This window comes from Amycolatopsis sp. NBC_00438 (assembly GCF_036026695.1).
Taxonomy (GTDB): Bacteria; Actinomycetota; Actinomycetes; order Mycobacteriales; family Pseudonocardiaceae; genus Amycolatopsis.
In genome coordinates this window covers 7,476,747-7,490,797 of record NZ_CP107923.1, presented here as the reverse complement: position 1 = coordinate 7,490,797, position 14,051 = coordinate 7,476,747, and the positions used below count along the sequence as shown (strand labels likewise).

Annotated in this window: 16 protein-coding genes; 7 read left to right on the top strand and 9 right to left on the bottom strand. The window is 67.9% G+C overall.

All coding sequences use genetic code 11. The features are described 5' to 3' along the window. Window positions 1–158: 158 nt before the first annotated feature. Window positions 159–527: a YrdB family protein gene (locus OG494_RS33855; RefSeq protein WP_328445669.1), complete on the top strand. Its 369-nt coding sequence runs from the start codon at window positions 159–161 to the stop codon at window positions 525–527. A gap of 42 nt (window positions 528–569) precedes the next feature. Here OG494_RS33855 and OG494_RS33850 read toward each other — a convergent pair whose 3' ends face one another. Genes OG494_RS33850 through OG494_RS33840 form a run of 3 tightly spaced genes read right to left on the bottom strand, consistent with a single transcriptional unit; the run spans window position 570 to window position 3,323 of the window. Then, window positions 570–1,442, bottom strand: coding sequence for an LLM class F420-dependent oxidoreductase (locus OG494_RS33850; protein WP_328445667.1), 873 nt, complete (start codon window positions 1,440–1,442; stop codon window positions 570–572). Then, window positions 1,439–2,314, bottom strand: coding sequence for an LLM class F420-dependent oxidoreductase (locus OG494_RS33845; protein ID WP_328445665.1), 876 nt, complete (start codon window positions 2,312–2,314; stop codon window positions 1,439–1,441). The genes OG494_RS33850 and OG494_RS33845 overlap by 4 nt, the downstream gene beginning before the upstream one ends. A gap of 40 nt (window positions 2,315–2,354) precedes the next feature. Beyond that, window positions 2,355–3,323, bottom strand: a complete 969-nt coding sequence (locus OG494_RS33840; protein WP_328445663.1) for a YncE family protein — start codon at window positions 3,321–3,323, stop codon at window positions 2,355–2,357. Window positions 3,324–3,466: 143 nt separating this feature from the next. Between OG494_RS33840 and htpX the strand changes: the two genes are divergently transcribed. The 3 genes from htpX to OG494_RS33825 all read left to right on the top strand — a co-directional run bounded on the left by htpX (window position 3,467) and on the right by OG494_RS33825 (window position 6,822). Continuing rightward, complete coding sequence (gene htpX, locus OG494_RS33835) at window positions 3,467–4,327, top strand: zinc metalloprotease HtpX (RefSeq protein WP_328445661.1); 861 nt, start codon at window positions 3,467–3,469, stop codon at window positions 4,325–4,327. Window positions 4,328–4,415: 88 nt separating this feature from the next. Beyond that, window positions 4,416–5,510, top strand: a complete 1,095-nt coding sequence (locus tag OG494_RS33830) for an LLM class flavin-dependent oxidoreductase (RefSeq protein ID WP_328445659.1) — start codon at window positions 4,416–4,418, stop codon at window positions 5,508–5,510. Between the two features lies 1 nt (window position 5,511). Then, the gene (locus OG494_RS33825; protein ID WP_328445657.1) at window positions 5,512–6,822 is read left to right on the top strand and encodes an NtaA/DmoA family FMN-dependent monooxygenase; all 1,311 of its coding nucleotides are present in this window, start codon (window positions 5,512–5,514) and stop codon (window positions 6,820–6,822) included. On the opposite strand, the gene rfbA is transcribed toward OG494_RS33825, so the two are convergent. Both rfbA and OG494_RS33815 read right to left on the bottom strand, forming a co-directional pair. Further along, window positions 6,819–7,700: a glucose-1-phosphate thymidylyltransferase RfbA gene (gene rfbA / locus OG494_RS33820; RefSeq protein ID WP_328445655.1), complete on the bottom strand. Its 882-nt coding sequence runs from the start codon at window positions 7,698–7,700 to the stop codon at window positions 6,819–6,821. The genes OG494_RS33825 and rfbA overlap by 4 nt on opposite strands. Before the next feature lie 76 nt (window positions 7,701–7,776). Further along, window positions 7,777–8,913, bottom strand: a complete 1,137-nt coding sequence (locus OG494_RS33815) for a sialidase family protein (protein ID WP_328445653.1) — start codon at window positions 8,911–8,913, stop codon at window positions 7,777–7,779. A 178-nt stretch (window positions 8,914–9,091) separates the two neighbouring features. Here OG494_RS33815 and OG494_RS33810 point away from each other — a divergent pair, with 178 nt between their 5' ends. Together OG494_RS33810 and OG494_RS33805 are read left to right on the top strand one after the other, a co-directional pair. Continuing rightward, entirely contained in the window at window positions 9,092–9,751 is a 660-nt protein-coding gene (locus OG494_RS33810) for a hypothetical protein (RefSeq protein ID WP_328445651.1), read from the top strand. A gap of 16 nt (window positions 9,752–9,767) precedes the next feature. Continuing rightward, window positions 9,768–10,214, top strand: a complete 447-nt coding sequence (locus tag OG494_RS33805) for a GNAT family N-acetyltransferase (protein WP_328445649.1) — start codon at window positions 9,768–9,770, stop codon at window positions 10,212–10,214. 235 nt (window positions 10,215–10,449) lie between these two features. Here OG494_RS33805 and OG494_RS33800 read toward each other — a convergent pair whose 3' ends face one another. The 4 genes from OG494_RS33800 to OG494_RS33785 form a co-directional block, all read right to left on the bottom strand. Then, a complete protein-coding gene (locus OG494_RS33800) occupies window positions 10,450–11,190 on the bottom strand; it encodes an adenylate/guanylate cyclase domain-containing protein (RefSeq protein WP_328445647.1) in 741 nt (246 codons plus the stop codon). Further along, window positions 11,184–11,744, bottom strand: a complete 561-nt coding sequence (locus OG494_RS33795; RefSeq protein ID WP_328445645.1) for a Pycsar system effector family protein — start codon at window positions 11,742–11,744, stop codon at window positions 11,184–11,186. The genes OG494_RS33800 and OG494_RS33795 overlap by 7 nt, the downstream gene beginning before the upstream one ends. Before the next feature lie 522 nt (window positions 11,745–12,266). Then, the gene (locus OG494_RS33790) at window positions 12,267–12,740 is read right to left on the bottom strand and encodes an HIT family protein (RefSeq protein ID WP_328445643.1); all 474 of its coding nucleotides are present in this window, start codon (window positions 12,738–12,740) and stop codon (window positions 12,267–12,269) included. Then, window positions 12,737–13,504 (bottom strand): GntR family transcriptional regulator, encoded by a 768-nt coding sequence (locus OG494_RS33785; protein ID WP_328445641.1) that lies wholly within the window; start codon window positions 13,502–13,504, stop codon window positions 12,737–12,739. The genes OG494_RS33790 and OG494_RS33785 overlap by 4 nt, the downstream gene beginning before the upstream one ends. 147 nt (window positions 13,505–13,651) lie before the next feature. Between OG494_RS33785 and OG494_RS33780 the strand changes: the two genes are divergently transcribed. Continuing rightward, window positions 13,652–14,050: a hypothetical protein gene (locus OG494_RS33780; RefSeq protein ID WP_328445639.1), complete on the top strand. Its 399-nt coding sequence runs from the start codon at window positions 13,652–13,654 to the stop codon at window positions 14,048–14,050. The last annotated feature ends 1 nt before the right edge of the window (window position 14,051 follow it).

Below are 14,051 nucleotides of genomic sequence, written 5' to 3'. Positions count from 1 at the left end.
GGCGGCGGAAGGTCGTTACAGCGACGCGTGGCGGGTCGGTGGACCGATTCGGAACCGCAACATCACCACGCCGACCAGGTGACCTGTGGCGCAGATCACGGATAGTGCCGGTCCGGATCCGTAACGTCCACAGTGGACCTGGGCCCTACGCTGGGCGGATGACTTCGGAGCCGACTCCCCGCCTGAGCGGGGTCGCTGGTGTGGTGCTGACGGTCCGGTTCCTGACGGAACTGGCACTTTTGGGCGGCCTGGCCCTGGCCGGCACCCAGCTCGGCGGCGGCTTGGCGCCGGCGATCGTCGACGCGATCTTGCTGCCGGTGGTGGCGGCCGCGATCTGGGGTCTGTTCATCGCTCCGAAGGCGAACCGGCGGCTCCCGGAACCGGCCCGTTTCCTGGTGGAGTTCGTCCTCTTCGCGGTGACCGGCGTGGTGCTGGCGCTGGTCGGCTGGGTGGTCGCCGGGATCGTGCTGGCGGTCGTCGGGATCGGCGTCGCGGCGCTGACCCGGCGCGTCGCCAAAGACGGCTGAAGGCCTCCTCACCAAGACGAGGAGGCCTTCGAAAACCGCAGTTCAGAGCTTGTTCGCCACCGGGATGACGTCCGTGGCGAAACGCTCGATCACCGCGAGGTCCGGCACGCCCGGGACCCAGCCGAGGACCGCGTCGATGCCCAGGCCGGCCAGGCGCTCCAGCTCCTCCAGCAGCGCCCCGGTCGACGAGCCGTCCGCGCCCGTGTCCAGCCACAGGGCCACCGTCTTGGTGATCTCGCTGTAGTCGCGGCCCTCCGCTTCGCAGTGCGCCCGGAGCACCGACAGCTTGTGCTCCAGGTCGGGCCCCGCGATCAGGTTGCAGGCGTCGCCGTACTTCGCGACGAAGCGCAGCGTCTTCTTCTCGCCGCCTCCGCCGATCATGATCGGCGGGTGGGGACGGGACAGCGCCTGCGGGACGTTCATGAGCCGCTCCGCCGTCACGTGGGTGCCGGTGAAGCCCGAATCATCCGATGACCACATCTGGTGGACGTACCGCAGCGCGTCCTCCAGCTGCTCGAAGCGTTCCTTCGTCGACGGGTAGCGCATGCCGAGGCCACGCGCTTCCTCCTCGTTCCAGCCCGCGCCGAGGCCGAGTACCGCGCGGCCGCCGGAGAGCACGTCCAGTGTCGTGATCGCCTTGGCGAGCAGGCCCGGGTGGCGGTAGATCACGCCGCTGACCAGCGTCAACAGCTTCACCTGCGACGTGTGCGCCGCCAGGAAGCCGAGCGTGGTGTACGCCTCCAGCATCTCGTGCTCTGGCGGCCCGTAGCGCGAGATCTGGAAGAAGTGGTCCATCACCGACAGGTAGCCGAAGCCGGCTTCGTCGGCGGCGCGGGCCGTCGCGGCGAGGTCGGCGCCGAGGGCCGCCGGGCCGTTCGGGTACGTCTGCTGGGCGAGGTGGAGACCTAGTTTCATCCGATGTTCTCCGCGGCCGGGATGATGTCGGTGCCGAACTTCTCGAGCACCGCCTGGTTGTGCACGTGCGGGACCATGCCGAGGGCGACCTCGATGCCGAGCCCGTTCAGCCGCTCCAGTTCCTTCAGCAGCTCGTCGGTCTTCTCGCCGTCTTCGCCGATGTCGAGGATGTGGTAGACGGTCTTGGTGATCGAGTCGTAGTCGCGGCCCTCGGTCTCGCAGTGCTGCTTGAGGACGTCGAGCTTGTGCTCCAGCTCCGGGCTGTTGAAGAGGTTGCACTGGTCGGCGTACTTCGCGACGAAGCGCAGGGTCTTCTTCTCGCCGCCGCCCCCGATCATGATCGGCGGCCGCGGGCTCGAAAGCACCTGCGGCACGTTCAGGAGCCGCGAAGCGTCGAAGTGCGCGCTCTTGAACGGCGCGTCGCCCTCGGCCCACATCTGGAGGATGTACTGGAGGTTCTCCTCCAGCAGCTCGAAGCGCTCCTTCACCGGTGGGAAGGGGAAGCCGAGGCCCTTCGACTCGTCCTCGTTCCAGCCCGCGCCGACGCCGAGGATCGCGCGGCCGCCGGAGAGCACATCCAGCGTCGTGATCGCCTTGGCCAGCAGGCCCGGGTGGCGGTAGAGGACACCGGTGACGACGGTCAGCAGCTTGGCGCGCTCGGTGTGCGCCGCGATGAAGCCGAGGGTGGTGTACGCCTCGAGCATGTCGTTTTCGACGGGGCCGACCCCGCCGATCTGGAAGAAGTGGTCCATCACGGCGATGGAGTCGAAGCCCGCTTGGTCGGCGGTGCGGACGACGGAGGCCAGGTCGGCGCCCAGCGCGGACGCCCCGTTCGGCCAGGTGAAGTCGGGGATCTGCAGTCCGAGTTTCATAGTCTCCGACCGTATACCTGGAGTTACCCCAGGTGCCTGCTCAGAAATCCCCGATCAGGGAAACCCTGCCGTGCAAGGGATCCGTGACGAACACCGTGTGCGTGCGCTGGTCGACGGCGACGTCGCCGGGGTTGACGCCCAGCGACAGGTCGCCGGTCAGCGTGCCGGTGGCGCCGTCGATCCGGCCGATCCCGTTCTGGCCGCCGTTGGTGTACACCGTGTTCGTGCCCTGGTGCACCGCGAGCGCGGAGGATTCACTGCGCAGCAACACGGTCTTGCGTTCGGTGCGCGTCGAGGAGTCCACAATGGACATGTGGTGGATGCCGGAGTTCGCGACGTACACCGTGCCGCTCGCGGCGTGCACCGCGACCGCCGTCGGCTTCGCGCCGACGTGCACGCTCGCGACGAACTTCCCGGCGTCGATGTCGAACACCTCCACCGAATCGGTGTCGGTGCTGGCGCAGTAGGCCAGCTTGCGGCCGGGGTCGACGGCGATGCCGCCGAGGCTCGGCTTCGGGCCGGGCACGAGGGTCGCCAGTGAGCAGCTGACGCCGTCGAGCACGGCGAGCATGCCGGTGCCGCCGCTGGCCGCGTAGACGCGGTTGGCCTGCTCGTCCACCGCCAGGGTGGCCGCGCCGGCGCCCGCGCCGATCACGCTGACCAGGTCGTGCGTGCGGCCGTCCAGCACCACGACGGTGCCGGCCGGCGGGTTGGCGACGTAGATCCGGTTGGCGACCGAGTCGACCGCGATGTCACCGGGCGCCCCGCCGACGTGGACCACCGCGCCGACCGTGGCGCTCTGCGGATCCACCACGGAAACGGTGCCGGCCTGGGGATCCGTGACGTAACCGAGTCCGGTGACCGGGTTCACCGCGATCCCGGTCGGGGCGCCGCCCAGGTCGATCGACCGGACGTTCTCCGCGCGCGCGACCCCCGGCAGGACCAGGGCCCCGGCACCCGCTGTGACCAGGGCGAACAGGGTCCTCCGGCGTATCTGGCGGCCTCGCATCGGCGCCTCCGCTCGTGATCGATTCGCCTCCCGAGCGTAACCCGCACGATGATCACGCGAAGGAACTTCGGGTCCCCCGATCGCGTTGTTTCCAGTGGGTAACCCACCTGAAGAGCGGAAAGAGCGGACGGAGGCGAGCGCGCTTGCACGGGCACCAGAACGGACTCAAGACGGCGTTGCTGCTCGGCCTGCTCTCGGCGATCATCGTCGCGATCAGTGGGCTCTTCGGCCGCGGCGCCCTGGTCATCGGCCTGGTCATCGCCCTCGGGATGAACGCCTTCGCCTACTTCAACTCCGACAAGCTGGCGTTGCGGGCGATGCACGCCCAGCCGGTGTCCGAGGCCGAGCAGCCCGCGATGTACCGGATCGTGCGCGAACTCGCGACGGTCGCCCGCCAGCCGATGCCGGCGCTGTACCTCAGCCCGACGGCCGCGCCGAACGCGTTCGCCACCGGACGCAGCCCGCGTCACGCCGCCGTCTGCTGCACCACCGGCATCCTCGACCTGCTCGACGAGCGCGAGCTGCGGGCCGTGCTCGGCCACGAGCTGTCCCACGTCTACAACCGCGACATCCTGATTTCGTGCGTCGCCGGGGCCCTGGCGAGCCTGATCAGCGTGCTCGCGAACATCGCGCTGTTCTTCGGCGGCAACAACCGCGACGGGAACCCGCTGGTCGGCCTGCTGCTGATCTTCATCGGGCCGATCGCGGCGGCCGTCATCCGGATGGGCGTGAGCCGGTCGCGGGAGTACCAAGCGGACGCGTCCGGCGCCGAGCTGACCGGTGACCCGCTGGGCCTCGCCTCGGCGTTGCGCAAGCTGGAGGCGGGCACGCGGGCGCGGCCGCTGGTCGCCGAGCCGCAACTGGTCTCGCAGTCGCACCTGATGATCGCGAACCCGTTCCGCCCGGGCGAAGGCCTGAGCAAGATGTTCTCGACGCACCCGCCGATCGCCGACCGCATCGCCCGGCTCGAGGAGATGGCCCGCCGCGCCCCCGGCAGCCTCTGACCCCAGGCGTCACTTTCGTAGGGAAAGATGCGTTTCTTCCACATGCTGGGACGGGGAATCCACATCGGGGACGCGGAGTTGCGCAGGCATGGTCTCCGCAGAGCTGCACCTGGGCGTCGCCATCGACGGGGCCGGGCATCACCCGGCCGCGTGGCGCGTGTCCGCGGCCGAGCCCGCCGCGCTGTTCACCTCGGGCCACTACCTGCAGTACGCGAAGCTCGCTGAAGCCGCTTCGCTCGACTTCGTCACCCTCGATGACTCGCTGGCGCTGCAGTCCGGCGGCGAGGAGGTCGTCCGCGGGCGTCTCGACGCGCTGCTCACGCTGTCCGCGATCGCGCCCGTGACCAGCCGGATCGGCCTGGTGCCGACGGTCACCACCACGCACACCGAGCCGTTCCACGTCTCGACGTCGGTCGCGACGCTGGACTACGCCAGCCGCGGGCGCGCCGGCGTGCTCGCCGTGCCTTCGCGCACCGACGCCGAGGCTGCGCACTTCGGCCGTCGCCCGGCCCCCGCCGAGGCTGCCGCGGAAGCGGAGAACGCCGAGGTGCTCGACGTCGTCACCCGGCTCTGGGACAGCTGGGAGGACGACGCGATCGTCCGCGACGCGGCGACCGGCCGGTTCATCGACCGGGACAAGCTGCACTACGTCGACTTCGAGGGCGGCTTCTTCAGCGTGAAGGGCCCGTCGATCACGCCGCGGCCGCCGCAGGGCCACCCGGTGACCGCGGTCTACGGCGATTCGCCGCACGCCGTCGCCGCCGACCTGGTCGTGACCAGGGCGGATCACCTCGACGCCGTCCGCGCCGCGGCCGCGCGGTTCCCCGGCGCGAAGGTGCTCGCCACGGTCTCGATCGTGCTGGCCGAAACCGCGCAGACGGCCCGGGACCGGCGGCGCGAGCTGGACGCGCTGACGCCGTTCGAGCCCGTCGGCCTCTCGTTCGTCGGCACGCCCGCGCAGCTGGCCGCCGAGCTGCCGCGCTGGGCCGCCGAGACCGGCGTCGCCGGCTTCCACCTGCGGCCCGCGGTCCTGCCCGACGACCTCGACCTGCTGGCCGGCGAGGTCGTCCCGGCGCTGCGCGCGGCCAGCGCGTTCCGGTCCGCCTACCGCGGCGAGACGTTGCGCGAGCACCTCGGGCTCGGCCGCGCGGTCAACCAGTACGCCGTCACCCCGGGAGCCTGAGATGACCAAGCAGATCAAGCTCGCCGCGTACTTCCCCGGCGTCAACAACACCACGGTGTGGAGCGACCCGGCGTCGGGCAGCCAGATCGACTTCGCGTCGTTCGAGCACCTCGCCCGCACGGCCGAACGCGGCAAGCTCGACTTCCTGTTCCTCGCCGAAGGCCTGCGGCTGCGCGAGCACGCGGGCAAGATCCTCGACACCGACGTCGTCGGCCGGCCCAACACGACCGCCGTGCTGGCCGCGCTGTCGGCCGTCACCACCCACCTCGGCCTGGCCGGCACGCTCTCGTCGACGTTCAACGAGCCCTACGAGGTGGCGCGCCAGGTCGCGAGCATCGACCACCTCTCCGGCGGGCGGGCGGCGTGGAACGTCGTGACGTCACCGGACGCCTGGACCGGTCAGAACTTCCGGCGCGGCGGCTTCCTCGAGCGCGAGGACCGGTACGCGCGCGCCGAGGAATTCCTGGCCACCGTGCGCGAGCTGTGGGACAGCTGGCAGCCCGGGACCCTGTTGGGGGACAAGGAGAACGGCGTCTTCGCGCGCGACCCCGGCAAGTTCGTCCACAGTGGACCACAGTTCGACATCCACGGTGAGTTCACCCTGCCGCGCACACCTCAGGGGCAGCCGGTCGTCATCCAGGCCGGCGACTCCGGCGAAGGCCGCGAGTTCGCCGCGAAGGCCGCCGACGTCATCTTCAGCCGGCACGGCACGCTCGAAGACGGCCAGGCGTTCTTCCACGACGTCAAGCGGCGGTTGAGCGCCTACGGGCGAGAGCCCGGTGAGCTGCTGATCATGCCGGCCGCGGCGTTCGTCCTCGGCGACACCGACGCCGAGGCCGCGGAGCGCGCGCGGGAGATCCGGTACCAGCAGGTCCGCCCGGCCACCGCGATCCAGTTCCTCGAGCAGGTGTGGAGCCGCGACCTGTCGGCTTACGACGTCGACGGGCCGCTGCCCGACATCGACCCGGACCCGGACGCCGCGCCGCTGACCTGGGGCCGCGTCCGCCACGAGAAGGACCCGGCCGCGCTGGCCGCGGAGTGGCGGGCCCTCGCGGAGGAGAAGAAGCTGTCGATCCGCGAGCTGGTGATCGAGGCCACCGCGCGCCAGCAGTTCGTCGGCTCGCCCGCGACCGTGGCCGGGGCGATCGACGAATACGTGCAGTCCGACGCGGCCGACGGCTTCGTCCTCGCCCCGCACCTGACCCCGGGCGGGCTCGACGAATTCGTCGAGAAGGTCGTGCCCCACCTGCAGGAACGCGGCGTCTTCCGGACCGAGTACGCCGGGCCGACGCTGCGCGACCAGCTGTTCTAGGCCGAAGCTCCGGCTGCGACGGCGACGGCCTTGACGTAGTCGCCGTAGCCGGACTTCGCGAGCTTCGAGCCCAACGCGTAGCACTCGTCGGCGTTGATGAAGCCCATCCGCAGCGCGATCTCCTCGAGACAGGCGATGCGCACGCCGGTCCGGTGCTCCAGCACCTGCACGAACTGCCCGGCCTCCAGCAGCGAATCGTGCGTGCCGGTGTCCAGCCAGGCGAAGCCGCGGCTGAGCTCGACGAGCGTCGCGCGGTCCTGGCGCACGTAGGTGAGGTTGACGTCGGTGATCTCCAGCTCGCCGCGCGGCGACGGCTTGAGCGCGCGCGCGATCTCGACGACCTGGTTGTCGTAGAAGTACAGGCCGGTGATCGCCTTGTTCGAGCGGGGCTTGGCCGGCTTCTCCTCGATGGAGACCAGCTTGCCGTCCGCGCCGACCTCGCCGACGCCGTAGCGCTCGGGATCCTTGACGGGGTAACCGAACAGGACGCAGCCGTCGAGGTCCTGGACCGCGGCCTGCAGCCGGCTGGAGAAGCCCTGGCCGTAGAAGATGTTGTCGCCGAGCACCAGCGCGACGTCGTCGTCGCCGATGAAGTCCGCGCCGATCACGAACGCCTCGGCCAGCCCGTTCGGGCTCGGCTGCTCGGCGTAGGTGAAGGAGAGGCCGAACTGGTCGCCGTTGCCCAGCAGCTTGCGGAACATCGGCAGGTCGGCCGGGGTGGAGATGATGAGGATCTCGCGGATCCCGGCCAGCATCAGCACCGAGATCGGGTAGTAGACCATCGGCTTGTCGTAGACGGGGAGCAGCTGCTTCGACACCGCCTGGGTGATCGGGTGCAGGCGAGTCCCGCTGCCTCCGGCCAGCACGATGCCCTTCATTCGCTGCCTCCCTCTGCTCGGTCCACCGCCGCCGCCCACCCTACGGGGCGGGCTGTGGAGCCGGGATGGGGAAGCGCTAGAAGGCCGGGCCCTTGCCGAAGTAGGCCTTGCAGCCGAGGTTGTACTCGGTCGCGATCTCCAGGACGTTCTTGCCGTCGTCGACCGGCAGCAGCGTCGAGGAGTAGTTGGGGCAGAAGTTGTTGTAGATGCCGGTGATGTGCACCGGCGCGGGCAGCTCGTACCAGTTGCCGCTGCCGAAGTTGTCGTTCGCGAGCAGGACCTGGCCGTTGCCCGGCTGCGGTTTGCCCTTGGCGTCGGTGTAGATCTGCCCGACCATGACGATCCGGACGCCGTTCGGCCCGCCGGGGAACAGCGTGATCGTCTGCGCGTGCTGGAAGTAGTTGCCGTTCGCGGTGTTGACGCGGGTGCCGGGGTCGGTCGGGCTGCCCCAGTTGGCACCGTCGGGCGAGATCTTGAAGTACGGGTCGCAGTAGCGGTCGCGGAAGTTGCAGATCTCGTAGGCGAAGTAGTACCGGCCGTCGGGCAGCCGCCGGATGATCGGCATGCCGGGACGGACGCGGTCCGGCGGGATGGCCAGGGTGAGCTGCTTGGTGCCCCAGTTCACGCCGTCGGTCGAGGCGACCCGGTTGAGCACCTGCGCGTACTTCGGCGCCTGCGTCTCGTCGGCGAAGTGCAGCCAGAGCGTGCCCCCGGCGTCGACGGTGAACTCCGGCTCCCAGATGCCGTCGATGTTGTGCGAGCGGGCGGCTTCGGCCAGGAACCCCCAGGAGCGGCCGCCGTCCTTGCTGGCCCAGATCTTGATCCCGACGCGGCGCTGCGCCCCGGCGTCCTGCCGGTAGGACGCGGCCCACAGGAGGGTGCCCGCGCGGAGCCGGCCGACGCGCTGCGGGAGTTCGTAGAGGGTGCCGCAGCACATGCCGTAGCGGCCGTCGGGGTCGTGGATCTCGGCGATCTTGTGGAAGGACGCGCCCTCGTCGGTGCTCTCCATGACGGGGGTGAACTTGCCCCCGGCGTCTTCACTGGTGAGCGCGGCGATGACGCGCCCGCGTCCGAAGGGGGAGTGTTCGAGCCGCACGAGCCGGGCGTAGGAGCCGTACCCGGGGACGAGTTGCTGGCGTTCGGCGGCGCTCGCGGGGGTCAGCAGTGCGGTGACGAGGACCAGCGGAAGCACGAAGACGAGCAAACGGCGCATCCTGACCCTCTCCACGCGGTGACCGCGCGATTACAACACGCTGCGGGCGGTCTGCTGTGGACGGTCGCGCGGCGTTCGCGCGTTAGAGGGGTTTGCTGTGCCCGATTGGGTGATCGATCACACAAGGCGACGGTAACGCCGGGGCAAAGAGGGCCGAAAGATCACTGAGGGGGATCGGATGAAGAAAGTGGTGTACGCGCTCGCGGCCGTGGTGCTGGCGTCGGGGTGCGCGTCGGGTACCGGGTACGGCGTGATCGTGGCGGCTGGTTCTTCTGCTTCTTTGCCTCCTTCTACGGCTGCGCCGGCCGCGCCGCGGGACGTGCCGCCGGAGACGCACACGGGCAAGGGCGAAGGCCAGTTCGCGGTGACCTGGCCGGCGGACCAGCTGGGCTTCTTCACGTTCGACTGCCCGAAGTGCGCGGGTAACGTGATCATCAGCACCGACGGCGGCGAGTTCGGCCTGGTCAACGCGATCGGCGCGTACAAGGGCACAACCTGGCTGAACACGGAACCGGACCGCCCGACGAGGAAGGTGACGGTCCTGGCGGACGCGACCTGGACGGCGACGATCACGGACTACCGGAGCCTCCCGGAAACGCCGCTCGCCAAGCCGGCATCGGGCAAGGGCGACGCGGTCCTGCGGGTCCCGGCGGGAGTCACGCGCGTCCACTTCTCGGCGAAGACCCGCGGCAACATCGCCCTGTGGGTGGAGTCCGCCGAGACGGACGACCTGCTGGTCAACGAGATCGGCGACGTCGAGGTGGATCGGGACGTTCGAGGTCCGGCGTACCTGAGGGTGGACGGCTACGAGGCGAGCTGGACGATCACGCCGTCCTGAGCGGAGGTATTCGTTGGTGGAGATCAGCTTCCTGACCGAATCCGACCGTGCCCGCTGGGAAGTCCTGGCCCGCGGCAAGGATGCGTACTTCGAGGTCGAACGCGTCGACGAAGCCTACGAACGAACCTGGCGACGCCTGCTCGACGACGACCGGATCCGCGGCATCATCGCCAGGCTGGACGGCGAGGTGGTCGGCGCCGCGCACTACCTGTTCCATGCGAGTATCTGGTACGCCGCGAAGTGCTACCTGGCGGACTTGTACGTCGACCCGGAAGCCCGGCGGCGGGGTATCGCGACTGCGATGATCGACTGGGTGGCGCGGGACGCGGAGGAGCAGGGCTTCCCGGGCCTGTACTGGAACACGCTGGAGGACGCCCCGGCTCGCGCGTTGTACGACAAGGTGGGCATGCTCCGGGCGGGCCTCATCCACTACAGCTACCGGCGCGACGCGGAACGGAGCTGAGGCACTCGCCGACGTTGTACCCACGGGCACCCGATAGGGATACCCGCAGGTCAACGAGGGTGCGTCAGCGGTAGTTCGTGAACTGCGTCCGGCCTGGGGTGATGCTCCGGTGTGTGGCTCTGAGCTGCGGGTTTGTGCCCGTTGGTGGTGGTCGTCGGTCGTCGCTGGTTGGTGCCGTCTGTACCGGATTTGTACCCGTTATCAGACTGGTCTGCTCGTGTCCGTTCCTTCGGGCCTAGCCGAAATTCTCGTTAATCCATTCGTTCATTCCAGTGTGAATCACGTAGCCCGTGAACACGGTCCCGACCTCCATGTCGTACCGCTGTGTTAGCAAACTTCGGTTGTGGTCGTTCAGATTTTGCTGGAACGTTGAGCCAACCCAAATTGGCGGTTGCCAATTCCGGCCAGCTTTGTGTGCGAGGTGTGCTGCCCTGTTTACTACGTCGCCCATATAGACAACATCATTCAAGCCGCTGCCTTTGTATCCGGCTTTGATCATGAGGACGCGACCGTAGTCGACGCCAATCCCTATCTTCAGAGGGTCATAGTCCCTTTTCTTTAGCTGCGCGTTCAGTAGCTCTAGCAAAGTATTGGCGGTAAAAGCGACGCTGAATACGTCGTCTATGTCGGTCTTGTTCGGCGTCTTGTATGTGGCCCAAACGCAATCGCCGACGATATTGACCTCGCGGACGAATAGATCACTGTTGAGGACTGCTGTCATCTCGGAGATGAATGACCTGTACAACTTTGCAAGACGGGGACGCTTGTACTTGGCAGTAAGCTTGGAGGAATCGCGGATATCGACAAAGATCGCCGAGCACCATCCGTAGAATCCGTTGGTGTACGATAACTTATCGCGATCAGGGAGTGACTCGACTTCTTCGAACTGTCCGGCCGGTTGATCAAGAATCTCAGCAATGCGTGCTGAGCTTTGCTTGTAATCGTAGGCCTTGTGGTTTCCGTCCACTATTACCACCCCAACACTTTGATGAAGGCAACTCCCGAAATGGCTGCCATTGCTAGGAGCTCACAGGAGATCGCCCTGTTTGCGTGCTGAAATTTCACCGATGCAATGTGTGCGTTTGCATGGATTTGATCCGCGATCTGGCCTGTCAGTCTCGTTGCGTCGGATGTGAGCAAGGAGAGCACGTCTCTATATGTAGGCCGGTCGTCGCGATAATTCCGATGCACGTCACCGAAGAACAGCAAATTTATCGACTCTTCAGCGCCGGCGGTGGATTCCGGGTGCTTAGCTCGCTGTTCGCGATTCCGTACGCGAGGGAAGAGTGCCGTTATTGCGAAGAGGACTGCCAGGATCATGGCGACTGTAGTTATTGTCGCCGAGATGATGATAGGCAAGGTCCACTTGCTCTGATTTTCCAATAATTTGAATAGCATTGTGGCCGTAGCGCCGACAAAGGCTAGCGTGACGCCGGTCTTCGAGTCGGCGTGGCGAATCCACTCATTGGTGATGGACAGTGCCTTCCAGGCCTGATCTGGGTTGGGCGTGTCAAGTGCATCGTCAGGCATCACTCGGCCTCGTTTGAACCAATGCACTGCATCATCCCTTCACTGTCCCTTATTGATCGTGCGAAGTGGAGCTTCCGTTTCAAAGATGACCGCGTTCTTCGTTACTCACGCTAGTCGGTGGTCATCCCGTCGCCTGGTAGCGACTCGATCACACCGCGATGGGGCCGCAACCGTGAACAAGACAGAGCCGTCCTCGTCAAGCTTGCGGCCCCATCGCGGTGTGATAGCTGCCGGATTGGGCGGCGGGATGACCACCTGGCGACCGCTCTGCCCGCCGGCAGCCAGGCGGCCTTGGTCATCCCGGAGCCTGCCCGTCCGGCGAGGACATCTTTCTCGGATCCGCGGCTTGCCCGAACCCATCGGCCCACTCGCCCCGGCCGACTCGCGGGGGACCGGCCGCCAGGCCGCACGCCCCCGCGAGGGCTTGGCCGGGGCAAAGAGCTGGGGCCGAGCGGCCCCGGAGGGGCCGCCTTGATCCTGTAGAGAAAGTTCTCACCAAGCCTCCACCTCACGGGCAGCGGCTCAACCGAGGAGAGCCCGAAGCCCCGTGGCGTCGCTGGCGAGTTGCGCAGGGTCGATCTGGGCTTCGTCGCCACTCTGAGGCAGCAGCGGGAACGGCCTCCCCGGAGCAGGGTCCTCGACGAAGCGCGGCAGTAGGTGCGTGTGGAGATGCGGGACGGTGTTCCCCAGCGTCTCGTAGTTCATCTTGAGCGGCCGGTAGAACGTCGCTAGCGCCTTCGCCACGGTCAAGGTCGCCTTCCAGTAGGACTGCGCCTCCGACTCTGTCAGCTCGAACGGCTCGACGACGTGACGCCCGCGCCAGATGACGAGCGTGTACCCGCGCTGGATGTCGGCTCGCTGGAGCACGGCGTCCACGTCGGCCGTCTCGAAGATCCGAATCCCGTAGGTGTCGTCGTCCAAGCGTTTCGACTGGCACATCTCACAGGCTTCGCCGCTGATCCGGTCAGCCCAGTTGCCGGGCCACTCGCTCGTCATGGCTGAATGTCGCCTTCGCTCCACTCGTAGATGAACTCGTGCTTGTCGCCCGCGTAGACGTCGTGAGCGGCCTGTAGGGGCCTGCCGTCCTTGTCGTAGTCGACGTCCCACATGTGCATCACCGGCACCCCTGCGTGGAGGTTGAGCAGCTCCGTCTCCTCCGGGGTCGGCATGAGCGCGCTGAACACCTCCACCCCTCGGAAGAACGTGTGCCCGAGCGACTCGATCAGCTCGTCGGGCCCCTCCGGGAGCGCGTCGGGTGATTCGAGCCGGGTGTCCGCTGCGAGCCACAGCGGGTAGTAGCTCGCGGAGACCACGACCGGCTCTTCATCGAGGAACTGCAGGCGACGGCGTACGACTGCCTCGTCGCCGGGTGAGGCGCGTAGCCAATGAGCTGCGTTCGCGGGCAGAGGAGCGCGCCCGACGAAGAGGATCCGGCGCGACGGAACCCGGCCCTGCTCGATGGCTCCGACGTCGAAGACGGGCTTTCCGGTGTCTCGGTGGGCCGCGTGGCGTCGTGCTGCCGAGACGCGGCGGAGGGGTGGACGGCGTCGAACGAAGGTGCCTCGCCCGAACTCGGTCGTCACCAGGCCCTCGGAGACCAGGAAGGAAATCGCCTTGCCGGCGGTCGCCTTCGTCGTGCCGTACTGGGCGATGAGCTGCCGCTCGGACGGGAGCACGGCACCCGGGGCGAGTTCGCCCTGCATGATCGCCGCGCGCAGGTCGGCCGCGATCCGTCTGCTGAGCGGTAGCCGTTCCGACACGGGGGTCTCCTTCGCTGCGTCAGTGTCCAGGGTACGGCCTCCCTAGTGAGACCTCCACACCTTGCTTGACAACCTCCCTAGGGAGGTGCAATCTGAGATTACCTCCCTAGGGAGGTCGGTGGGTTCGGCGCGACGACGGAGGCGAACATGGGCGCTCTTGCACTGCTGGATGACGAGCGGTACGTGACGGTGATCCCGGAGCGGTTCCGGTTCTCCGACGAGAACCCGCTGACGCTGGAGCCCTACGGCCGCAACAAGTTCGGCGACCTGCCGCCGTACATCGAGGACGTGATCACCGACGTTGTCGACCTGACCGAGGCGCGGTGGGAGGCGCTCGTGGACGCGGGGGAGACCTACACCGTCGTCGGGCCGTTCCGGTACTACTCGCTGGCCCCGCTGTTCCGCACGTTTCCCGACCGCGTGCACCGCGCTGGCCCGGCTGGCTGGTGCCCGGACTGCTGGGGCACCCTCGCGGCCTGCGACCGGGACGGCTCCGTGACCGGGGCCGTCGGCGCGGCCTACGTCTGCTTCTGCGCGGGGGTCTGAG